Raw genomic sequence first — 14,574 nt, forward strand, 5'->3', positions numbered from 1 at the left:
CCGGCCCTGCCGGGCCCTGCCGGGCGCGGCGGGGCGCGGCCGGCAGGCGGCGCGGCCCGCGAGGTTCGAGCGTGCGAGGAGGAAGGTGAAGCCGGGATGGAACCCGTCGACCCACCGGACTTCGGGAAGCTGCTCCTTCAACAATGGATCGCCGCCAACCTGGGGGCCTCTCCGGTGGCGGGCGGTCCCGCCTCGGGCCGGGGGGCGGGGGCGGCCGAGGCACAGGCGGCCGTGCCGCGCGGCTCGGAGGATGCGGGCCGGGGCGGGGATGGCCGCCCCGAGCCCCCGTTCCGCCAGCTCTTCGAGCGGGCGGCCGCCCGCTACGGCGTGGACGCCCGGCTCCTGGAGGCGGTGGCCCGGGCGGAATCGGGCCTCGACCCCCGGGCGGTTTCCGCCGCGGGAGCCCTGGGCCTGATGCAGCTGATGCCGGAGACGGCCCGGGCGATGGGGGCGGAAGACCCTCTGGATCCCGCCCAGAACGTGGAAGCGGGGGCGCGCTACCTGAAGGAGCTGATCGACCGCTTCGGCGACGTCCGCCTCGCCCTGGCCGCCTACAACGCCGGCCCGGCCGCCGTGGAGCGGTACGGAGGCGTGCCCCCGTACCCGGAGACGCAGGCGTACATCTTCCGGGTGCTCCACGCGGTCGGCTGAGGGACGGGGGGAGCCGGCAGGTGGCGGTGGCACTCGGCGAGCTCCTGCGGCAGGACCTCCCGGGCGTCCGTCTTCTCGCCGGGGGACGCGGGCTCGGGCGCCCTGTCAGCCGGGTGATCCTGATCGACCCCCGCCGGAGGGGGATGTGGAGGGAGCCGGTGGAGGAGGGCGGGCTCTACTTCCTTCCGGCTTGGACCGGGGCGGACGAGTCGCCTGCCCTCGACGTCCTGATCCGCCGGCTGGCCTCTTCGGGGGCGGCGGGCCTGGCCCTGGAGGGCCCGCGAACCCTGCCGGAAGCCGTCGCCCTTCTGGCCGACCGGACCGGCCTTCCGCTCCTGGACCTGGGTGGCACAGGGATCGTCGCCGTGGTGGAGCGGCTGGCGGTCCTGCGGCAGGAGGACCTGCTGGCGGCCTACAGGAGGCTGGATTCGGCGGTCGCCGCGCTGCTGGAGAGCCGGCGGGAGGGGAAGCCGGTCGAGGCGCTCCTCGACCGGTTGGCACAGGAAGTGGAGGGCGAGGCCGAGTTGTCGGCCTTCCCGGCCCGGCGCCAGGAAGCTCGGGAGCCCGCTGCGCCACCGGAGGTGACGGAGACGCCCGAGCAGGTGGCGGGATCCATCGTCCTGCGGGTGCAGGGGCGGGCGGGCTACGTGCTCCGCCTCCGCGGCCGGGCCCGCGCGCACCAGGGCTTTGTCACCCGGCGCCTGCTCGCGGTGGCGGGGGCGCTGCTGGAGTCCCTGCTCGAGGAACGCCACAGGAAGTGGGAGAGCCGGCTCCGCTCCAAGGCCGACCTGCTGCGGGAGCTCCTGACCGTGCCCGGGCAGCCCGCGCCGGAGGTGCTCGCGCGCGCCTGGCAGAGCGGCTGGAACCCCTCGGCGGTCCACGTGCTCGCCTCGCTCCAGGTCCACGGCTGGGACGAGGTCCTCGCCTCCCGGGGGTGGACCGAGGAGAAGCTCCTCGAGATGCAGAGCGAGGTGCTGGAGACGCTGCAGCGGGAGCTGGAGCGGGGCGGGCTCTGGGCCTTTGCCGCGCTGGGGCCGGACGGTCGCTTCGTGGTCGTCCTGCGCGCGCGGGGCGCGGGGGACCCGCTCCGGCCGGAAGCCGCCCGGGCCGCGCTGGAGCGTGCGCTCCGTCCTGTCGACCGCCTGGGGTACGGATTCCGGTTCGACGGCGTCGTCAGCGGCCCCGCGGTGGGCTGGGAGGGGCTCCGGCTCGCCTACCGGGAGGCGGAGGAGACGCTCGCCCTGGTCCCGGCGGTACGCGGGGCGGGCAGCCTGGCGACGGTGGCGGAGCTGGGCCCCGAACGGCTGCTCCAGGGGTGGTACCGCTCCGCCGAGGGCGTCTCCTTCGCCCAGCAGCTCCTGATGCCGGTGCTGGCGCTACCGGAGGCGCGCAGGAAGCAGCTCCTGGAGACGCTGGAGGTCTTCCTCCGGGCGCGGGGGGATGTGAGCCGGACCGCCGAGCGCCTGGCCATCCACCGGAACACCGCGCGCTACCGCCTCAAGCAGTTCGAGGAGCTGAGCGGGTTGAGCCTGGAGCGGGACTTCTTCCTGCTCGAGGTGGCCATCCGCGTCCTGCGGGCGCAAGGCCATTGAGGCCGGAGGGGTCGCCCACCTGGCGGGCTTCGGCGTGGAGCCGGTGCACTTGTGCAATCCGCACAAATGGGAGCGAACATTTCTCCCCTGTGCACGACGCATTCCGCACGCGCGCACCTTAGAATCACCGCAAAACATCTGGGAGGTGCGCGCGAATGGCGGCTGACCTCTCCGCCGGGCGCGAAGCCGGCCCGGCCGTCGGTCACGACGATTTCGCCCTGTCACGTGTCCCGCTGGGGCAGCGCTACTCATGGGTCAGCGTGGCCGTCCAGCGTTTCGGGCAGCTCTCTGCCCTCTCCCAGTTCCTGCTCGGGGCCACCCTGGGCTTCGGAATGCGGTTCTGGGACGCGTTCTGGGCGCTGACGCTGGGGGCGGTCATCCTCGAGCTGGTCGCGATCCTCACCGGGATCATGGGTCAGCGGGAGGGGCTGAGCACCTCGGTGCTCGGCCGCTGGACCGGCTTCGGCCGTTACGGGTCGAGCCTGGTGGGGCTGGTGATCGCGATCAGCCTGATCGGCTGGTTCGGCATCCAGAACGCGGTCTTCGCCGAGGGGATCCGCTCGCTGGTCGGAGGCCTGCCCACCTGGGCCTGGTCGATCGTCACCGGACTTGGCGTCACCCTCATCGTCCTCTACGGTTTCCTCTCCATGGCGTGGACCGCCTACATCACGGTACCGGCCTTCCTTCTCCTGGCCGGCTACTCGATCACCAGCGCCCTCCTGCAGCATCCGCTGGCCCAGCTGGTCGCCTCGCCGGCGCCCGGACCGGCGCTCAGCCTGGCGGCGGGCACCACGCTCGTGGCCGGCGGCTTCATCGTGGGGTCCGTCATCACGCCGGACATGACCCGCTTCAACCGGAGCGCCGCCGACGTGGTCAAACAGACGCTCGTGGGCATCACGCTGGGCGAATACACCATCGGGTTGATCGGCGTCCTCCTCGCCCACGCCGTCCGGAGCGCCGACGTGATCCGGATCGTCACGTCCACCAGCGGCGTGCTGGGGACGCTCATCCTGATTGTGGCCACGCTCAAGATCAACGACTGGAACCTCTACTCCTCCTCGTTGGGCCTGGTCAACCTGATCGACGCCCTCTCGGGCAAGAAGGTCGGCCGCGGGCTGGTCACCCTGATCGTGGGCCTCCTGGGGACGGTGCTCTCGGCGGCCGGCATCCTCCAGCAGTTCCAGGGCTTCCTCCTGCTCCTGGGGGTCACCATTCCGCCGGTGGCCGGGATCATGGTCGTCGACTACTTCGTCCTGCGGCGACACCGCCGGGTCCTGGACGAGAGTGCCGCCTCGGGAGGCGTGCCCGCCTCGGTCGAGAGCTGGAACCCCGTGATGCTGGTGGCGTGGGCCGGAGCCTCCCTGGTGGGCTACGAGGTCCGGACCGGGATCCCGGCGCTGAACGCGCTGGTCGCCGCCGGCCTCCTCTACTGGGGTCTGATGCGCCTGGCCGCCCTCCTCCAGGGTCGACCGCAGGCGTACTTCCGCGAGATCCCGTCCTGACGGGGGAGAACGGGGGGAGAACGGGGGAGAACGGGAGGGGGAGGGGGAGACGATTCGTACGGCAGAGAGGAAGTGGACCGTCGCCCAGATCGACGAGGCGGTTCTCGACGACCTTGCGCTCGGCGCGACGGTCCTCGGCACCGGCGGGGGCGGTGACCCCTATGTGGGCTGCCTGATGGCTCGCGAGGCGATCCGCCGCAAGGGCCCGGTGCCCCTGATGGACGTGGAGGCGCTCCCCGAGCGGGGGCTGGTCGTGCCGGTGGCCATGATGGGAGCGCCCACCGTGCTGGTCGAGAAGCTTCCCTCCGGCGAGGAGCTGGCCCGGGTGGTGCGGGCGCTCGAGCGAAGGGTGGGCCGACCGGTCGTGGCGCTGATGTCGGCCGAAGCGGGCGGAGTCAACTCGACCATACCCGTGGCCGCGGCGGCGGAGCTCGGGCTGCCGCTCCTGGACGCGGACGGGATGGGCCGTGCCTTCCCCGAGATCCCGATGTGCTCGATGCACCTGGCCGGTGTGGCTGCCACGCCCATGGCGCTCGCCGACGAGAAAGGAAATCTGGAGCTGCTGGAGACGGTCGACAACTTCTGGACGGAGCGACTCAGCCGGACAGCCACCGTCGCCATGGGCGGCTCCTCCATCATCGCGCTCTATCCCATGGAGGCAGGCCAGGTCCGGGGAGCGGTCATCGCGGGGACGATCGGCCGCGCCATCGGCATCGGACGGGTGCTGCGCGAGGCCCGGTCGGGCGGTTTCGAGGTCCTGGAGGCGCTTCTCGACGTGACGGGGGGCCGCCTCCTCTTCGCGGGCAAGGTGGTGGACGTCCTCCGGCGCACCCAGGGCGGCTTCGTCCGCGGCACCGCCTCGCTGGACGGCACCGGACGGGACGAGGGATCGGTGCTGCGCCTGGAGTTCCAGAACGAGAATCTGGTGGCGGTGCGGGACGGGCTTCCTCTGGCCAGCGTGCCGGATCTGCTCTCGGTTCTGGACGCGGAGACCCACACGCCGATCACCACCGAGGGGCTGGCGTACGGCCAGCGGGTGGAACTGCTCGGCATCCCCTCCGAGCCCGTCTGGCGGACGCCGCAGGGACTGGAACTCGTCGGTCCGAGGGCCTTCGGATACGATTTCGACTTCATCCCGCTCGAGCGAGGGGGGTCCGGAGAGCGTGGGCTACAGGCTGGGCATTGATGTGGGCGGCACCAACACCGACGCGGTGGTGCTCGACGAGGAACACCGGGTCCTGGCCAAGGCCAAGACGCCGGTCAGCCGGGACGTGGTCAGCGGCATACGGGCGGTCGTGGCGGAGGTCTTGCAGAAGTCGGGCGTCGATCCGGCGGCCGTCACCCACGCCATGCTGGGCACGACCCAGGTGACCAACGCGATCATCGAGCGGCGGGGTTTGGCGCCGGTCGCCATCCTGCGTCTCGGCGCCCCGGCCACCCGCGCGGTGGGGCCTTTGGCGGCCTGGCCGAGCGACCTGCGCGAGAAGGTGGAGGGACCGTCGGCGATCCTGCCGGGTGGCGTCGAGTATGACGGGCGACCCATCTCGGCCTTCGACGCAGAAGCGGTGCGGCGCTTCGTGCGCGAGGCGCTGGACCAGGGGTTCCGGGCCTTCGCGGTCACCGGCGTCTTCTCGCCCGTCCGCAACGACGACGAGTTGCACGCCGCCGAGATCATCGAGCACGAGGCGGGCGGCGAGGCGGTCCTCTCCCTTTCCTACGAGATCGGCAGCGTGGGGCTTCTGGAGCGCGAGAACGCGGCGGTCCTCAACGCCGCCGTCTCGGGGGTGGCCGCCCGCGTGACGGAGGCCTTCCGCGCGGCGCTGGAGTCGCTCGACGTCCGCGCGGAGCTCTTCCTCTCGCAGAACGACGGCACCCTGATGTCGCTCGACTACGCGCGGCGGTACCCGATCCTCACCGTCGCCTGCGGGCCGACCAACAGCATCCGCGGAGCCGCCTTCCTCTCGCGCCGGCGCGACGCGGTCGTCGTCGACGTGGGCGGGACGTCGACCGACGTCGGCGTCCTGGTGTCGGGCTTCCCGCGGGAGTCGGCGGTGGCGGTGGAAATCGGCGGGGTCCGCACCAACTTCCGCATGCCGGACCTGATCTCCATCGGCCTGGGCGGGGGCTCGCGGGTCCGCCTGGAGGCGGGCGAGCTGCGCGTGGGGCCGGAGAGCGTGGGCAGCGCCATCCTCGAGGAGGCGCAGGTCTTCGGCGGTCGGACGCTCACCATGACCGACGTGGTGGTGGCCCGGGGCATGGCCTCGCTGGGCGACCCGAAGCGGGTGACGGCGGAGGCCGGCCTCCTGGAGGCCGCCTTCCGGAAGGCGGTCGCCATGGTGGAGGAGGCGGTCGACCGGATCAAGACGAGCGCCGCTCCGGTGCCGGTGGTGGCGGTGGGCGGGGGGAGCATCCTGCTTCCGGATCGCCTGGAGGGCGCCTCGGAGATCGACCGGCCCGAGCACTACGAGGTGGCCAACGCCATCGGCGCGGCGATCGCCCAGGTCTCCGGGACCGTCGACCGCATCTTTTCGCTCGAGCAGCGCAGCCGGGAGGCCGCGCTGTCGGAGGCGCGCGAGAGCGCCTTCGCCGAGGCGGTGCGGGCCGGCGCCGATCCCAAGACCGTGGAGGTGATCGAGGTGGAGGAGGTGCCGCTGGCCTACCTGCCCGGCAACGCGGTCCGGGTGAAGGTGAAGGCGGCCGGCCGCCTGCGCGGTGTGGAGGTGAGCTGAGGTGCGCTGGATCCATCCGGAGGACCTGGAGGCTCTGGCCGTCGGCGCGGCCATCCTCGGCACGGGAGGAGGGGGCGATCCCTTCATCGGCAAGCTGATGGCCCAGGAGGCGATGCGCGAGACTGGGCCCGTCGCCCTCATCGCGCCGGAGGAGCTGGAGGACGAGGCGCTCGTCCTGCCGACCGCCATGATGGGCGCCCCCACCGTGATGATCGAAAAGGTGCCCGAGGGGATGGAGGCCTACCGGGCGCTCCGGGCGGAGGAACGGCGTCTCGGCCGGAAGGCGGACGCGACCTCGCCGATCGAGTGCGGTGGTGTCAACTCGCAGATCCCCTTCGCCATCGCGGCCCGGGCCGGCATCCCGGTGGTCGACGGCGACGGCATGGGGCGCGCCTTCCCCGAACTGCAGATGGAGACCTTCCACGTCTACGGCGTGGCCGGCACGCCGGCGGTGGTGGCCGACGAGCGGGGGGCCGTGGTCACCGTCGAGACGCCGGACAACTTCCGGCTGGAGTGGCTGGCCCGCGGCGTCACCATCCGCATGGGCGGCCACGCCCACCTGGTCGACTACCCCATGTCCGGCCGCGACTTCAAGCGGACGGCGGTGAGGGGGACGATCTCGATGGGCCTGGCCATCGGACGGGCGATCCAGGAAGCGCGCTTGCGGGGGCGGCACCCGGTCGACGCGGTGCTCGAGGCGACGCGCGACTCCATCTATGGCCACGGGGTCCGGCTCTTCGAGGGGAAGGTAACCGACGTCGAGCGCCGGACGCGGGAGGGGTTCGCCGTCGGCCGCGCGCTTCTCCGAGGACTCGGCCCCGACCAGGGGAGCGGGCTGGAGATCCGGTTCCAGAACGAGAACCTGGTGGCACTGCGGGATGGAGAGCCGGTCGCCACCGTCCCCGACCTGATCTCGGTCCTCGACAGCGAGACCGGGATGGCCGTGACGACGGAGCGCATCCGCTACGGGCAACGGGTGACGGTGATCGGCATCCCCACGCCCGAGATCATGCGCTCGGAGGCGGCCCTCCGGGTCTGGGGACCCAGGGCCTTCGGCTACGACCTGCCCTTCGTCCCGCTGGAGCTCCGTTTCCGGGACCAGTATCGGCGCTGGGGTGTGCCCCGCGACAAGGAGCACTACCTGGTGGCCTGAGGGGGACACCTCGGAGGCCGGGGGGCCGACCTTCACGCCGCCCTCCCCTCACTCCTGCCAGTCGGAGAGCCCTGCCAGGCCAGGCCCGGTGTGGGCCCCCAGCACCGGCGTGAAGTCGGCGCGCCAGAACTCGACCAGCGGATAGCCGAGCCGGTGCACCCCATCCTCCAGGAAGGCCGCCGCCTCCGGGTTGTCGGCGTGGAAGACCGAGAGGTGGAGCGGGCGGCCGTGGTCGGGGTGGCGTCTCTCCAGGGAGTCCAGCAGCCAGCGCAGCGCGGCGCGGAAGGTTCGGACCCGGGCCACCGGCTCGACCACTCCGTCTTCGGCCAGGGCGATGACCGGTTTGACCTGGAAGAGCGTGCCCGCCCAGGCGGCGGCACGCCCGATGCGGCCGCCCATGGCCAGGTAGCGGAGCGTCTCCACCACCGCCTCCATGTGGACGCTGGGGCGGAGTTTCTCCAGGGCGACGAGGAGCGACGGGCCGTCCAGCCCCGCATCGGCCAGGCGGACGGCGGCGGTGACCAGGAGGCCGTGGCCGCCGGCGGCCGCCCGGCTGTCCCAGACGTGGACGGGGACGTCGCTCCGTTCCCGCCAGAGGTCGGCGGCCGCGCGGGCGCTGGAGTAGCTGCCGCTGAGCCGGGAGCTGAGCGTGATGACGGCGATCTCGCGGGCGCCCGCTGCCGCCGCCCGCTCATAGGCCGCCAGGAAGCGCTGCGGCGAGGGCTGGGAGGTGGTGGCCGGCTCTCCGCTGTCGCGGAGACGCCGGAAGAACTCCTCGGCCGGCAGCTCGATCCCGTCCAGGTACTCGCCCCCGCCCAGGCGGACCGTGAGCGGCACCACCTCTACCCCTTGCTCCGCCGCCCATCCGGGCGGCAGCGTGGCGGTGCTGTCGGTCACCACCGCCGTCCGACGCCCGGCTGCGGCGCCGCCCTCCGGACCGCCCGCCTCCGGCCGCTCCCGCTCGTCCATCGGAGACCTCCCGGAACTTCTTTCGACGGCCTCTCCGCGAGACCCCTGCTGCGCAGGAGCCGCCACCCCGCGGGGTGGAGAAGGGGAGCCCGCCGGCGCGGGCGAATGCAACAGGAACTGCACGCGCTTCCGGTTCCGGTGATCGCCGCTTCCTGAAGACGCCTCGACTCCGCGGGGGTGCCGGCGCGTTGATCGAGTTCCAGGACGTCCACAAGTGGTTCGGCCCGCTCCACGTGCTGCGCGGGATCAACCTGACCATCCGGACGGGGGAGAAGACGGTGATCTGCGGCCCCTCCGGCTCCGGCAAGTCGACCTTGATCCGCACCATCAACCAGCTGGAGCGCGTCCAGCGGGGGAGGATCCTGGTCGACGGCCAGGAGGTGACCGACCCGCGCACGGACCTCACCGCCCTGCGGCAGCGCATCGGCTTCGTCTTCCAACAGTTCAACCTCTACCCGCACATGACCGTGCTGGACAACGTCACCCTCGCGCTCCGCCTCGTCAAGCGGATGCCGCGGGAGGAGGCGGAGGCGGTGGGCCGGCGCTACCTGGATCGGGTCGGCCTGGCCGAGAAGGCGCACGCCTACCCGGCCCAACTCTCGGGCGGGCAGCAGCAGCGCGTCGCCATCGCGCGGGCGCTGGCCATGGAGCCCGAGGTGATGCTCTTCGACGAGCCGACGTCGGCGCTGGATCCCGAGATGATCCGCGAGGTTCTGGACGTGATGCGGGAGGTGGCACACGAGCAGATGACCATGATCGTGGTCACCCACGAGATGGGGTTCGCCCGGCAGGTGGCCGACCGGGTCGTCTTCATGGACGACGGGACGATCATCGAGGAAGCCCCGCCCGACCGGTTCTTCGACGACCCGCGGGAGGAACGGACGCGGCAGTTTCTCAGCAAGATCCTGGTCCACTGAGATGGACGCGAGGAGGCGGAACGATGCACCTCGAGACCGGCTTCCTATCCGGCAGGAAGCGAGCCCTGGCGGCGGTGGCTGCGCTCACCCTCGGGCTGGCGCTCGCGCTGGGCGGCTGCGGCGGCGGGGGCGGCGCCGCCGGCACCGCCGCCAACGGCGGCAGCTCGACGCCCAACATCGACGCGATCAAGAGCCGCGGCGTCCTGCGGGTGGGTGTCAAGGCCGACGTGCTCGGCTTCGGCTACAAGAACCCGCAGACCAACCAGTACGAGGGCTACGAGATCGACATCGCGCACGAGCTGGCCAAGCGGCTGCTGGGCGACCCGAACAAGGTGGAGCTCACCACCGTCACCGCCAAGACGCGCCAGGGTCTCCTCGACTCCGGCCAGGTGGACATGGTGATCGCCACCTTCACCATCACGCCCGAACGGCAGAAGGTGATCGATTTCTCGCCCGTCTACTACACCGACGGCATCCAGCTGCTGGTCAAGAGGGACAGTGGCATCAAGAGCCTGAAAGACCTGAACGGCAAGGTGATCGCGGTCGCCCAGGGCGCCGACACCGGCCAGAAGCTGCAGGAGAAGGCCAAGGAGCTGGGCGTCACCATCCAGACGGCGGAGTACGCCAGCTACGCGGAGGACATGGCCGCCCTCCAGAACGGCCGGGCCCAGGCCTTCGCCACCGACGGCTCGATCCTCAAGTACTACGAGAATCAGGATCCCTCGACGGTCATCCTGCCCGACCGGTACTCGGAGGAGCCGTACGGCATCGCCATCAAGAAGGGGAACAAGGATCTGCTCGACTTCGTCACCAAGGCCATCGACGACATGAAGCAGTCGGGCGAGCTGCAGCAGCTGATCCGGAAGTGGAAGCTGAGCGGGAGCGTGTAAGTTGCTGGGAGCCCTTCTCGACGCGCAGAGCTGGCGGACGCTCCTGGAGAACTGGCCGATCTTCGCGGCGGGCCTCCTCCAGACCGTTGTGGCCTCGGTCCTCTCCATGCTCCTCGCCGCGGCCATCGGCCTGGTGATGGGGGCCTTCGCGCTGGCGCCGGTCCGGCTCCTCCGCTGGGTCAACCGGGTCTACGTGGAGTTCTTCCGGAACACGCCGCTCCTGGTGCAGGTCTTCTTCCTCTATTACGGCCTGCCGCAGGTGCACGTGGTCATCCCCACGCTCTGGGTGGGCGTGCTGGGGCTGAGCATCTACACGGGAGCTTACATCGCCGAGGTGCTCCGGGCCGGCTTCCAGGCCGTCCCCCGCGGCCAGATGGAGGCCGGCCTGGCCTCGGGGCTCACCTACAGCCAGGTGGTGCGGCGGATCATCCTGCCGCAGGCGCTCCGCTTCACCCTGCCGCCGCTCACCAACCAGTTCGTCAACCTGGTGAAGAACTCGCAGGTGCTGGCGCTCATCGCCGGCTTCGACCTGATGTACCAGACCGACTCCTGGTCGTCCCAGACCGCGCTGTACGTCCAGGCCTACATCGCGGCGGCGGTACTCTATCTGGCGCTCACCCTGCCTCTGGCGACCTGGGCGCGCCGGATGGAGCGCCGGATGAATCGGCAGCTGCAGCGGCGGGCGGACGCGGGGGTGACGGAGGTTGCCTGAGAGCGCCCCCTTCCATCCCTGGGCGGTCCTCTTCACCCCCGAGAACCTTCGCTTCCTGGCCTGGGGCTTCGGCGTCACGCTGCGCATCGCGCTGGGGGCCATGGCCATCAGCTTCGCCGCCGGGGTGGTGCTGGGGACCGCGCGCTTCGCCGGCGACCGCTTCCCCGAGAGCCCGCTGGCGCGGGGCGTGGCGGCGCTGGCCACGGTCTACATCGAGGTGATCCGCAACCTGCCCATGCTCCTGATCATGCTGGCGGTCCGCTTCCTGACGCCGATCCCGGCCATCTGGGCGGCGATCACCGGCATGTCCATCTTCACCGCGGCGATCATGGCGGAGATCGTGCGGGGCGGGCTGATGAGCGTGGAGCAGGGGCAGTGGGAGGCGGCGGCCTCCCAGGGGCTCAGCCTCTGGCAGACGCTCCGCTGGATCGTGCTGCCGCCGGCGCTCCGGCGCATGGTGCCGGCACTGGTCAGCGAGTTCATCACCATCACCAAGGACACCACCTTCGCCTGGTCGCTGGGGATCCAGGAGCTGCTCGGTTCCGGCGTCATCCTCTTCAACCGCTACCTGAACGCGATGCAGGTCTTCGCGCTGATCGCGGTCGTCTTCTTCACGGTCGACTTCCTGATGTCGCTGGCGGCGCGGGCGCTGGAGCGGCGGACGGGGGAGGGCCTGGCAACGCAATAGGGCGGAGGTGGGGGGCGGCTGCGGCAGGCCGCCTCGCTTCTCCCGAGACGGTTCGGAGCGGTGAAGGAGGCCGGGATCAGCGCGCGGCGGCTCTTTCCTGGGCGGGCTCACCCCGGGCCGCCTGCCTCAGCGGAGGAGGGGGAGCCCCTTCCTCCTCCCAGCCGTCACTGCCGGAACCGGACGGGGACCATCACCACATCCTGTTTCGAGCCGTCCCGCGGGCTGACCGTGTAGACCATCAGCATACCGGAGGGGTTGGTGGGCGCCGCGAAGGGCAGCTCCTGGTCAAGGCTCATCCAGTCCGGCGCCCCTGCACCGGTGAGCGTCTTCTCCAGCAGGACGTCGTGGCCGTCCTCCAGGTAGACGTGGACCACGCCCTCGAAGGCGCGGGCCTTCCCCTGCAGGTGGAGCCGCCCGCTCAGGTTGGCGTCGGGCTGAGGCGACGTCACCACGATGTTGGGCTCCACGCGGCCGGGCGACTCGGGCGCGCCCGGTCCCAGGAAGGCCAGCTCGTATACGGTCGCGGCCGGCAGCGCCACGAGGTCGAAGGGGTAGCTGATCACCTGGGCGTACATCTTGCCCGGCTCCGGATCGCTCCAGGTGACCGTCACGCGGATGCGGTCGCCCGCCAGCTGGCGGATCTCGGTGACGCGGACGCCGTAGCCGGGGTTGGGGCTCTGGCCGCGGCTGACCATCAGGTAGCGCGTCGACCCGAAGGTGAAGAAGCCCCAGAAGAGCCGCTCCCGGTTGGCGCGCACCCATTCACCCAGCTCGTAGGCGGGGTAGGCCTTCTCGTCCACATGACGGATCGCCAACGGCTTCCCCTCCGGACCATCGCCCGCAGACGGGCTCGCCCCGGTCGCCTGCCCCGCGGGGCCGGAGCTGCCGCTGCCTGGGGCCTCCGCACCGCCTCCGCCCGCTCCGAGACCTCCGCAGGCGGTCAGCGTCAAGGCTGCTGCCATCAGCATCGCGAGCATCCACCGCATCGACGGGAGCGCCCGTCCTCGCCGCATCCACCTCACCTCGCCCGTCCGGGTGTCGGCGCCGGCGCCCTGGCCGCCGGTGGCCCGCCTTTTCACCCCGTAAGACGACGGGGGACCGCCCGAGTTCCCGGCGGCGGGTCCGACCGGAGAGCCAGGGGGTGGACCCGCGTCGACCAGCGGAGCGTGCCCGTGAGGAAGGCATCGATGGACTGCGGTATCCGCCCCGCGAGGAGGGACGGGCCAGAAACCGACCCGGGTCACGATCGCGGCCCTCGCGGGCCGGGGCTCGATCGTTCTACCTCTCGCCGCCGGCTTCCTGCCAGAGGCGCTCCAGCTCCCGGCGGTCCTCGTCGCCGAGCCAGTCGACGCCGCCCTGTGCCTCCACGTGGTGCTCCAGCTCGTGGAGCAGGGTGGTGACCAGCTCCTTCCTCCAGGTCTCGGGCGGCTCGCCGCCCAGCGTGCGGCGGAACGAACCGTAATAGAGGAAGATGAAGCTCCCCAGGCCCGGCTCGACCACGTACTCGCCGAGAAGGTAGACGCCCGGCGGGTCCTCGGGGTTGCGGCGCGCCTTCCGCTCGATCTGGATGCCGCCCGAGAGCTCCTCCAGCAGCCGCTCGGGCAGCTGGTCGGCGATCTCCTCCACCCACGCGCAGAACGTCTCGAAGTCGACCAAGCCTTCCCCCTCCTGCAGGCCGCGTCCCTCGCCGGTCCGGCCTCCGGCCGGCCTTCGCCGGCTAGGATCCGACCTGGCCCTCCGGCGCCCGCAGCGACGCCAGGATGGCCACGGCCACCGTGGTCAGCACCACCGCCAGCGAGGCGGCCACCGGCACGTGAAGACCGAAGGGCGCCGCCACCATCTTGACACCGATGAAGGCCAGCACCAGCCCCAGCCCGACATCCAGGTAGCGGAAGCGGGTGAGGCTTCCTGCCAGCAGGAAGTAGAGCGCCCGCAACCCCAGCACCGCGAAGAGGTTGGACGTCAGGACGACGAAGGGATCGGTGCTCACCCCCATCACCGCCGGGAGGCTGTCGATGGCGAAGAGCAGGTCGGTGCCCTCGACCAGGAGGATGGCCAGACCCAGGGTGGTCAGGGCCCAGCGGCCTTCCTGCCGCGTGATCAACCGGTGGCCGTCGAAGCCCCGGTGGATGGGGAGCCGCTCCGTCGCCCAGCGGTAGAGCGGCGACCTCTCCAGCGGCCTCCTGCGCGCGCCGCCCCCCAGCATCCGCCCCGCACTCCAGAGAAGGAAGAGGCCGAAGAGGGGGAGCAGCCAGTCGAAGCGATGGACCAGCTCGACGCCGACCACGATCAGGAAGCCGCGCATCACCACGGCTCCCAGCACGCCCCAGGCCAGGGCGCGATGCTGCAGCCCGCCCCGCACCCCCAGAAGCCCGAAGAGGACGGCGATGACGAAGAGGTTGTCGATGCTGAGCGCCTTCTCCAGCACGTAGCCGGTGAGGTACTGCATCCAGAGTTCCGGGCCGTAGCGGATCCAGATGTAGCCCGAGAAGGCCAGCGCCAGCGCGATCCAGGCGGCCGAGGTCCAGGCCGCCTCGGGCAGGCCGATCTCGTGGTCGTCCCGGTGCAGGACGAAGAGGTCGAGCCAGGTGGCGAAACCTACGAACGCGAGGAAGAGGAGAAGTTCGAGAGCGTGCGCTCCCCACACGGGTGGACACCTCCGCCGGCCGGGACCGGGGTTCGCCGCGCGCGGGCGTTGCACAAGAGGGCGCGGCGGCCCCGGTTCCCTGGGAACCAGGGTCTCGCCGCGCCCCCGCACCGTCCTCGATGGT

The 14,574-nt window shown here is 71.5% G+C and carries 14 protein-coding genes; 10 read left to right on the forward strand and 4 right to left on the reverse strand.

Features of this window, described 5'->3' with window-relative positions:
* Positions 1–96: 96 nt before the first annotated feature.
* The 6 genes from QJR14_01365 (at position 97) to QJR14_01390 (ending at position 7,627) form a co-directional block, all read left to right on the forward strand.
* A complete protein-coding gene (locus QJR14_01365; GenBank protein MDI3316268.1) occupies positions 97–651 on the forward strand; it encodes a lytic transglycosylase domain-containing protein in 555 nt (184 codons plus the stop codon).
* A 20-nt stretch (positions 652–671) separates the two neighbouring features.
* Positions 672–2,243, forward strand: coding sequence for a helix-turn-helix domain-containing protein (locus QJR14_01370; protein MDI3316269.1), 1,572 nt, complete (start codon positions 672–674; stop codon positions 2,241–2,243).
* Positions 2,244–2,398: 155 nt separating this feature from the next.
* Positions 2,399–3,745, forward strand: coding sequence for a cytosine permease (locus QJR14_01375; protein ID MDI3316270.1), 1,347 nt, complete (start codon positions 2,399–2,401; stop codon positions 3,743–3,745).
* 52 nt (positions 3,746–3,797) lie between these two features.
* Positions 3,798–4,931, forward strand: coding sequence for a DUF917 domain-containing protein (locus QJR14_01380; GenBank protein MDI3316271.1), 1,134 nt, complete (start codon positions 3,798–3,800; stop codon positions 4,929–4,931).
* Positions 4,909–6,474, forward strand: coding sequence for a hydantoinase/oxoprolinase family protein (locus QJR14_01385; GenBank protein MDI3316272.1), 1,566 nt, complete (start codon positions 4,909–4,911; stop codon positions 6,472–6,474). Before QJR14_01380 ends, QJR14_01385 begins: the two co-directional genes overlap by 23 nt.
* 1 nt (position 6,475) lies before the next feature.
* Positions 6,476–7,627 (forward strand): DUF917 domain-containing protein, encoded by a 1,152-nt coding sequence (locus QJR14_01390; protein ID MDI3316273.1) that lies wholly within the window; start codon positions 6,476–6,478, stop codon positions 7,625–7,627.
* 48 nt (positions 7,628–7,675) lie between these two features.
* Here QJR14_01390 and QJR14_01395 read toward each other — a convergent pair whose 3' ends face one another.
* Positions 7,676–8,596, reverse strand: coding sequence for a DegV family protein (locus QJR14_01395; GenBank protein MDI3316274.1), 921 nt, complete (start codon positions 8,594–8,596; stop codon positions 7,676–7,678).
* A gap of 188 nt (positions 8,597–8,784) precedes the next feature.
* On the opposite strand from QJR14_01395, the gene QJR14_01400 reads away from it, so the two are divergent.
* Genes QJR14_01400 through QJR14_01415 form a run of 4 tightly spaced genes read left to right on the forward strand, consistent with a single transcriptional unit; the run spans position 8,785 to position 11,803 of the window.
* Positions 8,785–9,513 carry an amino acid ABC transporter ATP-binding protein gene (locus QJR14_01400; GenBank protein MDI3316275.1) on the forward strand — a complete coding sequence of 243 codons (729 nt, stop codon included), beginning with the start codon at positions 8,785–8,787 and terminating at the stop codon, positions 9,511–9,513.
* Between the two features lie 23 nt (positions 9,514–9,536).
* Positions 9,537–10,403, forward strand: coding sequence for a transporter substrate-binding domain-containing protein (locus QJR14_01405; protein MDI3316276.1), 867 nt, complete (start codon positions 9,537–9,539; stop codon positions 10,401–10,403).
* A 4-nt stretch (positions 10,404–10,407) separates the two neighbouring features.
* Positions 10,408–11,115, forward strand: a complete 708-nt coding sequence (locus QJR14_01410; GenBank protein MDI3316277.1) for an amino acid ABC transporter permease — start codon at positions 10,408–10,410, stop codon at positions 11,113–11,115.
* Positions 11,108–11,803 (forward strand): amino acid ABC transporter permease, encoded by a 696-nt coding sequence (locus QJR14_01415; GenBank protein MDI3316278.1) that lies wholly within the window; start codon positions 11,108–11,110, stop codon positions 11,801–11,803. Before QJR14_01410 ends, QJR14_01415 begins: the two co-directional genes overlap by 8 nt.
* Before the next feature lie 164 nt (positions 11,804–11,967).
* Here QJR14_01415 and QJR14_01420 read toward each other — a convergent pair whose 3' ends face one another.
* The 3 genes from QJR14_01420 to QJR14_01430 form a co-directional block, all read right to left on the reverse strand.
* Positions 11,968–12,618 (reverse strand): Gmad2 immunoglobulin-like domain-containing protein, encoded by a 651-nt coding sequence (locus QJR14_01420; protein MDI3316279.1) that lies wholly within the window; start codon positions 12,616–12,618, stop codon positions 11,968–11,970.
* A gap of 463 nt (positions 12,619–13,081) precedes the next feature.
* A complete protein-coding gene (locus QJR14_01425; protein MDI3316280.1) occupies positions 13,082–13,459 on the reverse strand; it encodes a metallopeptidase family protein in 378 nt (125 codons plus the stop codon).
* A gap of 61 nt (positions 13,460–13,520) precedes the next feature.
* Positions 13,521–14,450 carry a TerC/Alx family metal homeostasis membrane protein gene (locus QJR14_01430; GenBank protein ID MDI3316281.1) on the reverse strand — a complete coding sequence of 310 codons (930 nt, stop codon included), beginning with the start codon at positions 14,448–14,450 and terminating at the stop codon, positions 13,521–13,523.
* Positions 14,451–14,574 lie beyond the last annotated feature (124 nt).

This window comes from Bacillota bacterium, assembly GCA_029961055.1.
Lineage (GTDB): Bacteria > Bacillota > Sulfobacillia > JAIMAT01 > JAIMAT01 > JAIMAT01.

Coding starts and splice junctions, on each gene's coding strand:
- QJR14_01395 (MDI3316274.1), bottom strand. CDS start 8,596: ATGGACGAGCGGGAGCGGCCGGAGGCGGGCGGTCCGGAGGGCGGCGCC.
- QJR14_01365 (MDI3316268.1), top strand. CDS start 97: ATGGAACCCGTCGACCCACCGGACTTCGGGAAGCTGCTCCTTCAACAA.
- QJR14_01375 (MDI3316270.1), top strand. CDS start 2,399: ATGGCGGCTGACCTCTCCGCCGGGCGCGAAGCCGGCCCGGCCGTCGGT.
- QJR14_01405 (MDI3316276.1), top strand. CDS start 9,537: ATGCACCTCGAGACCGGCTTCCTATCCGGCAGGAAGCGAGCCCTGGCG.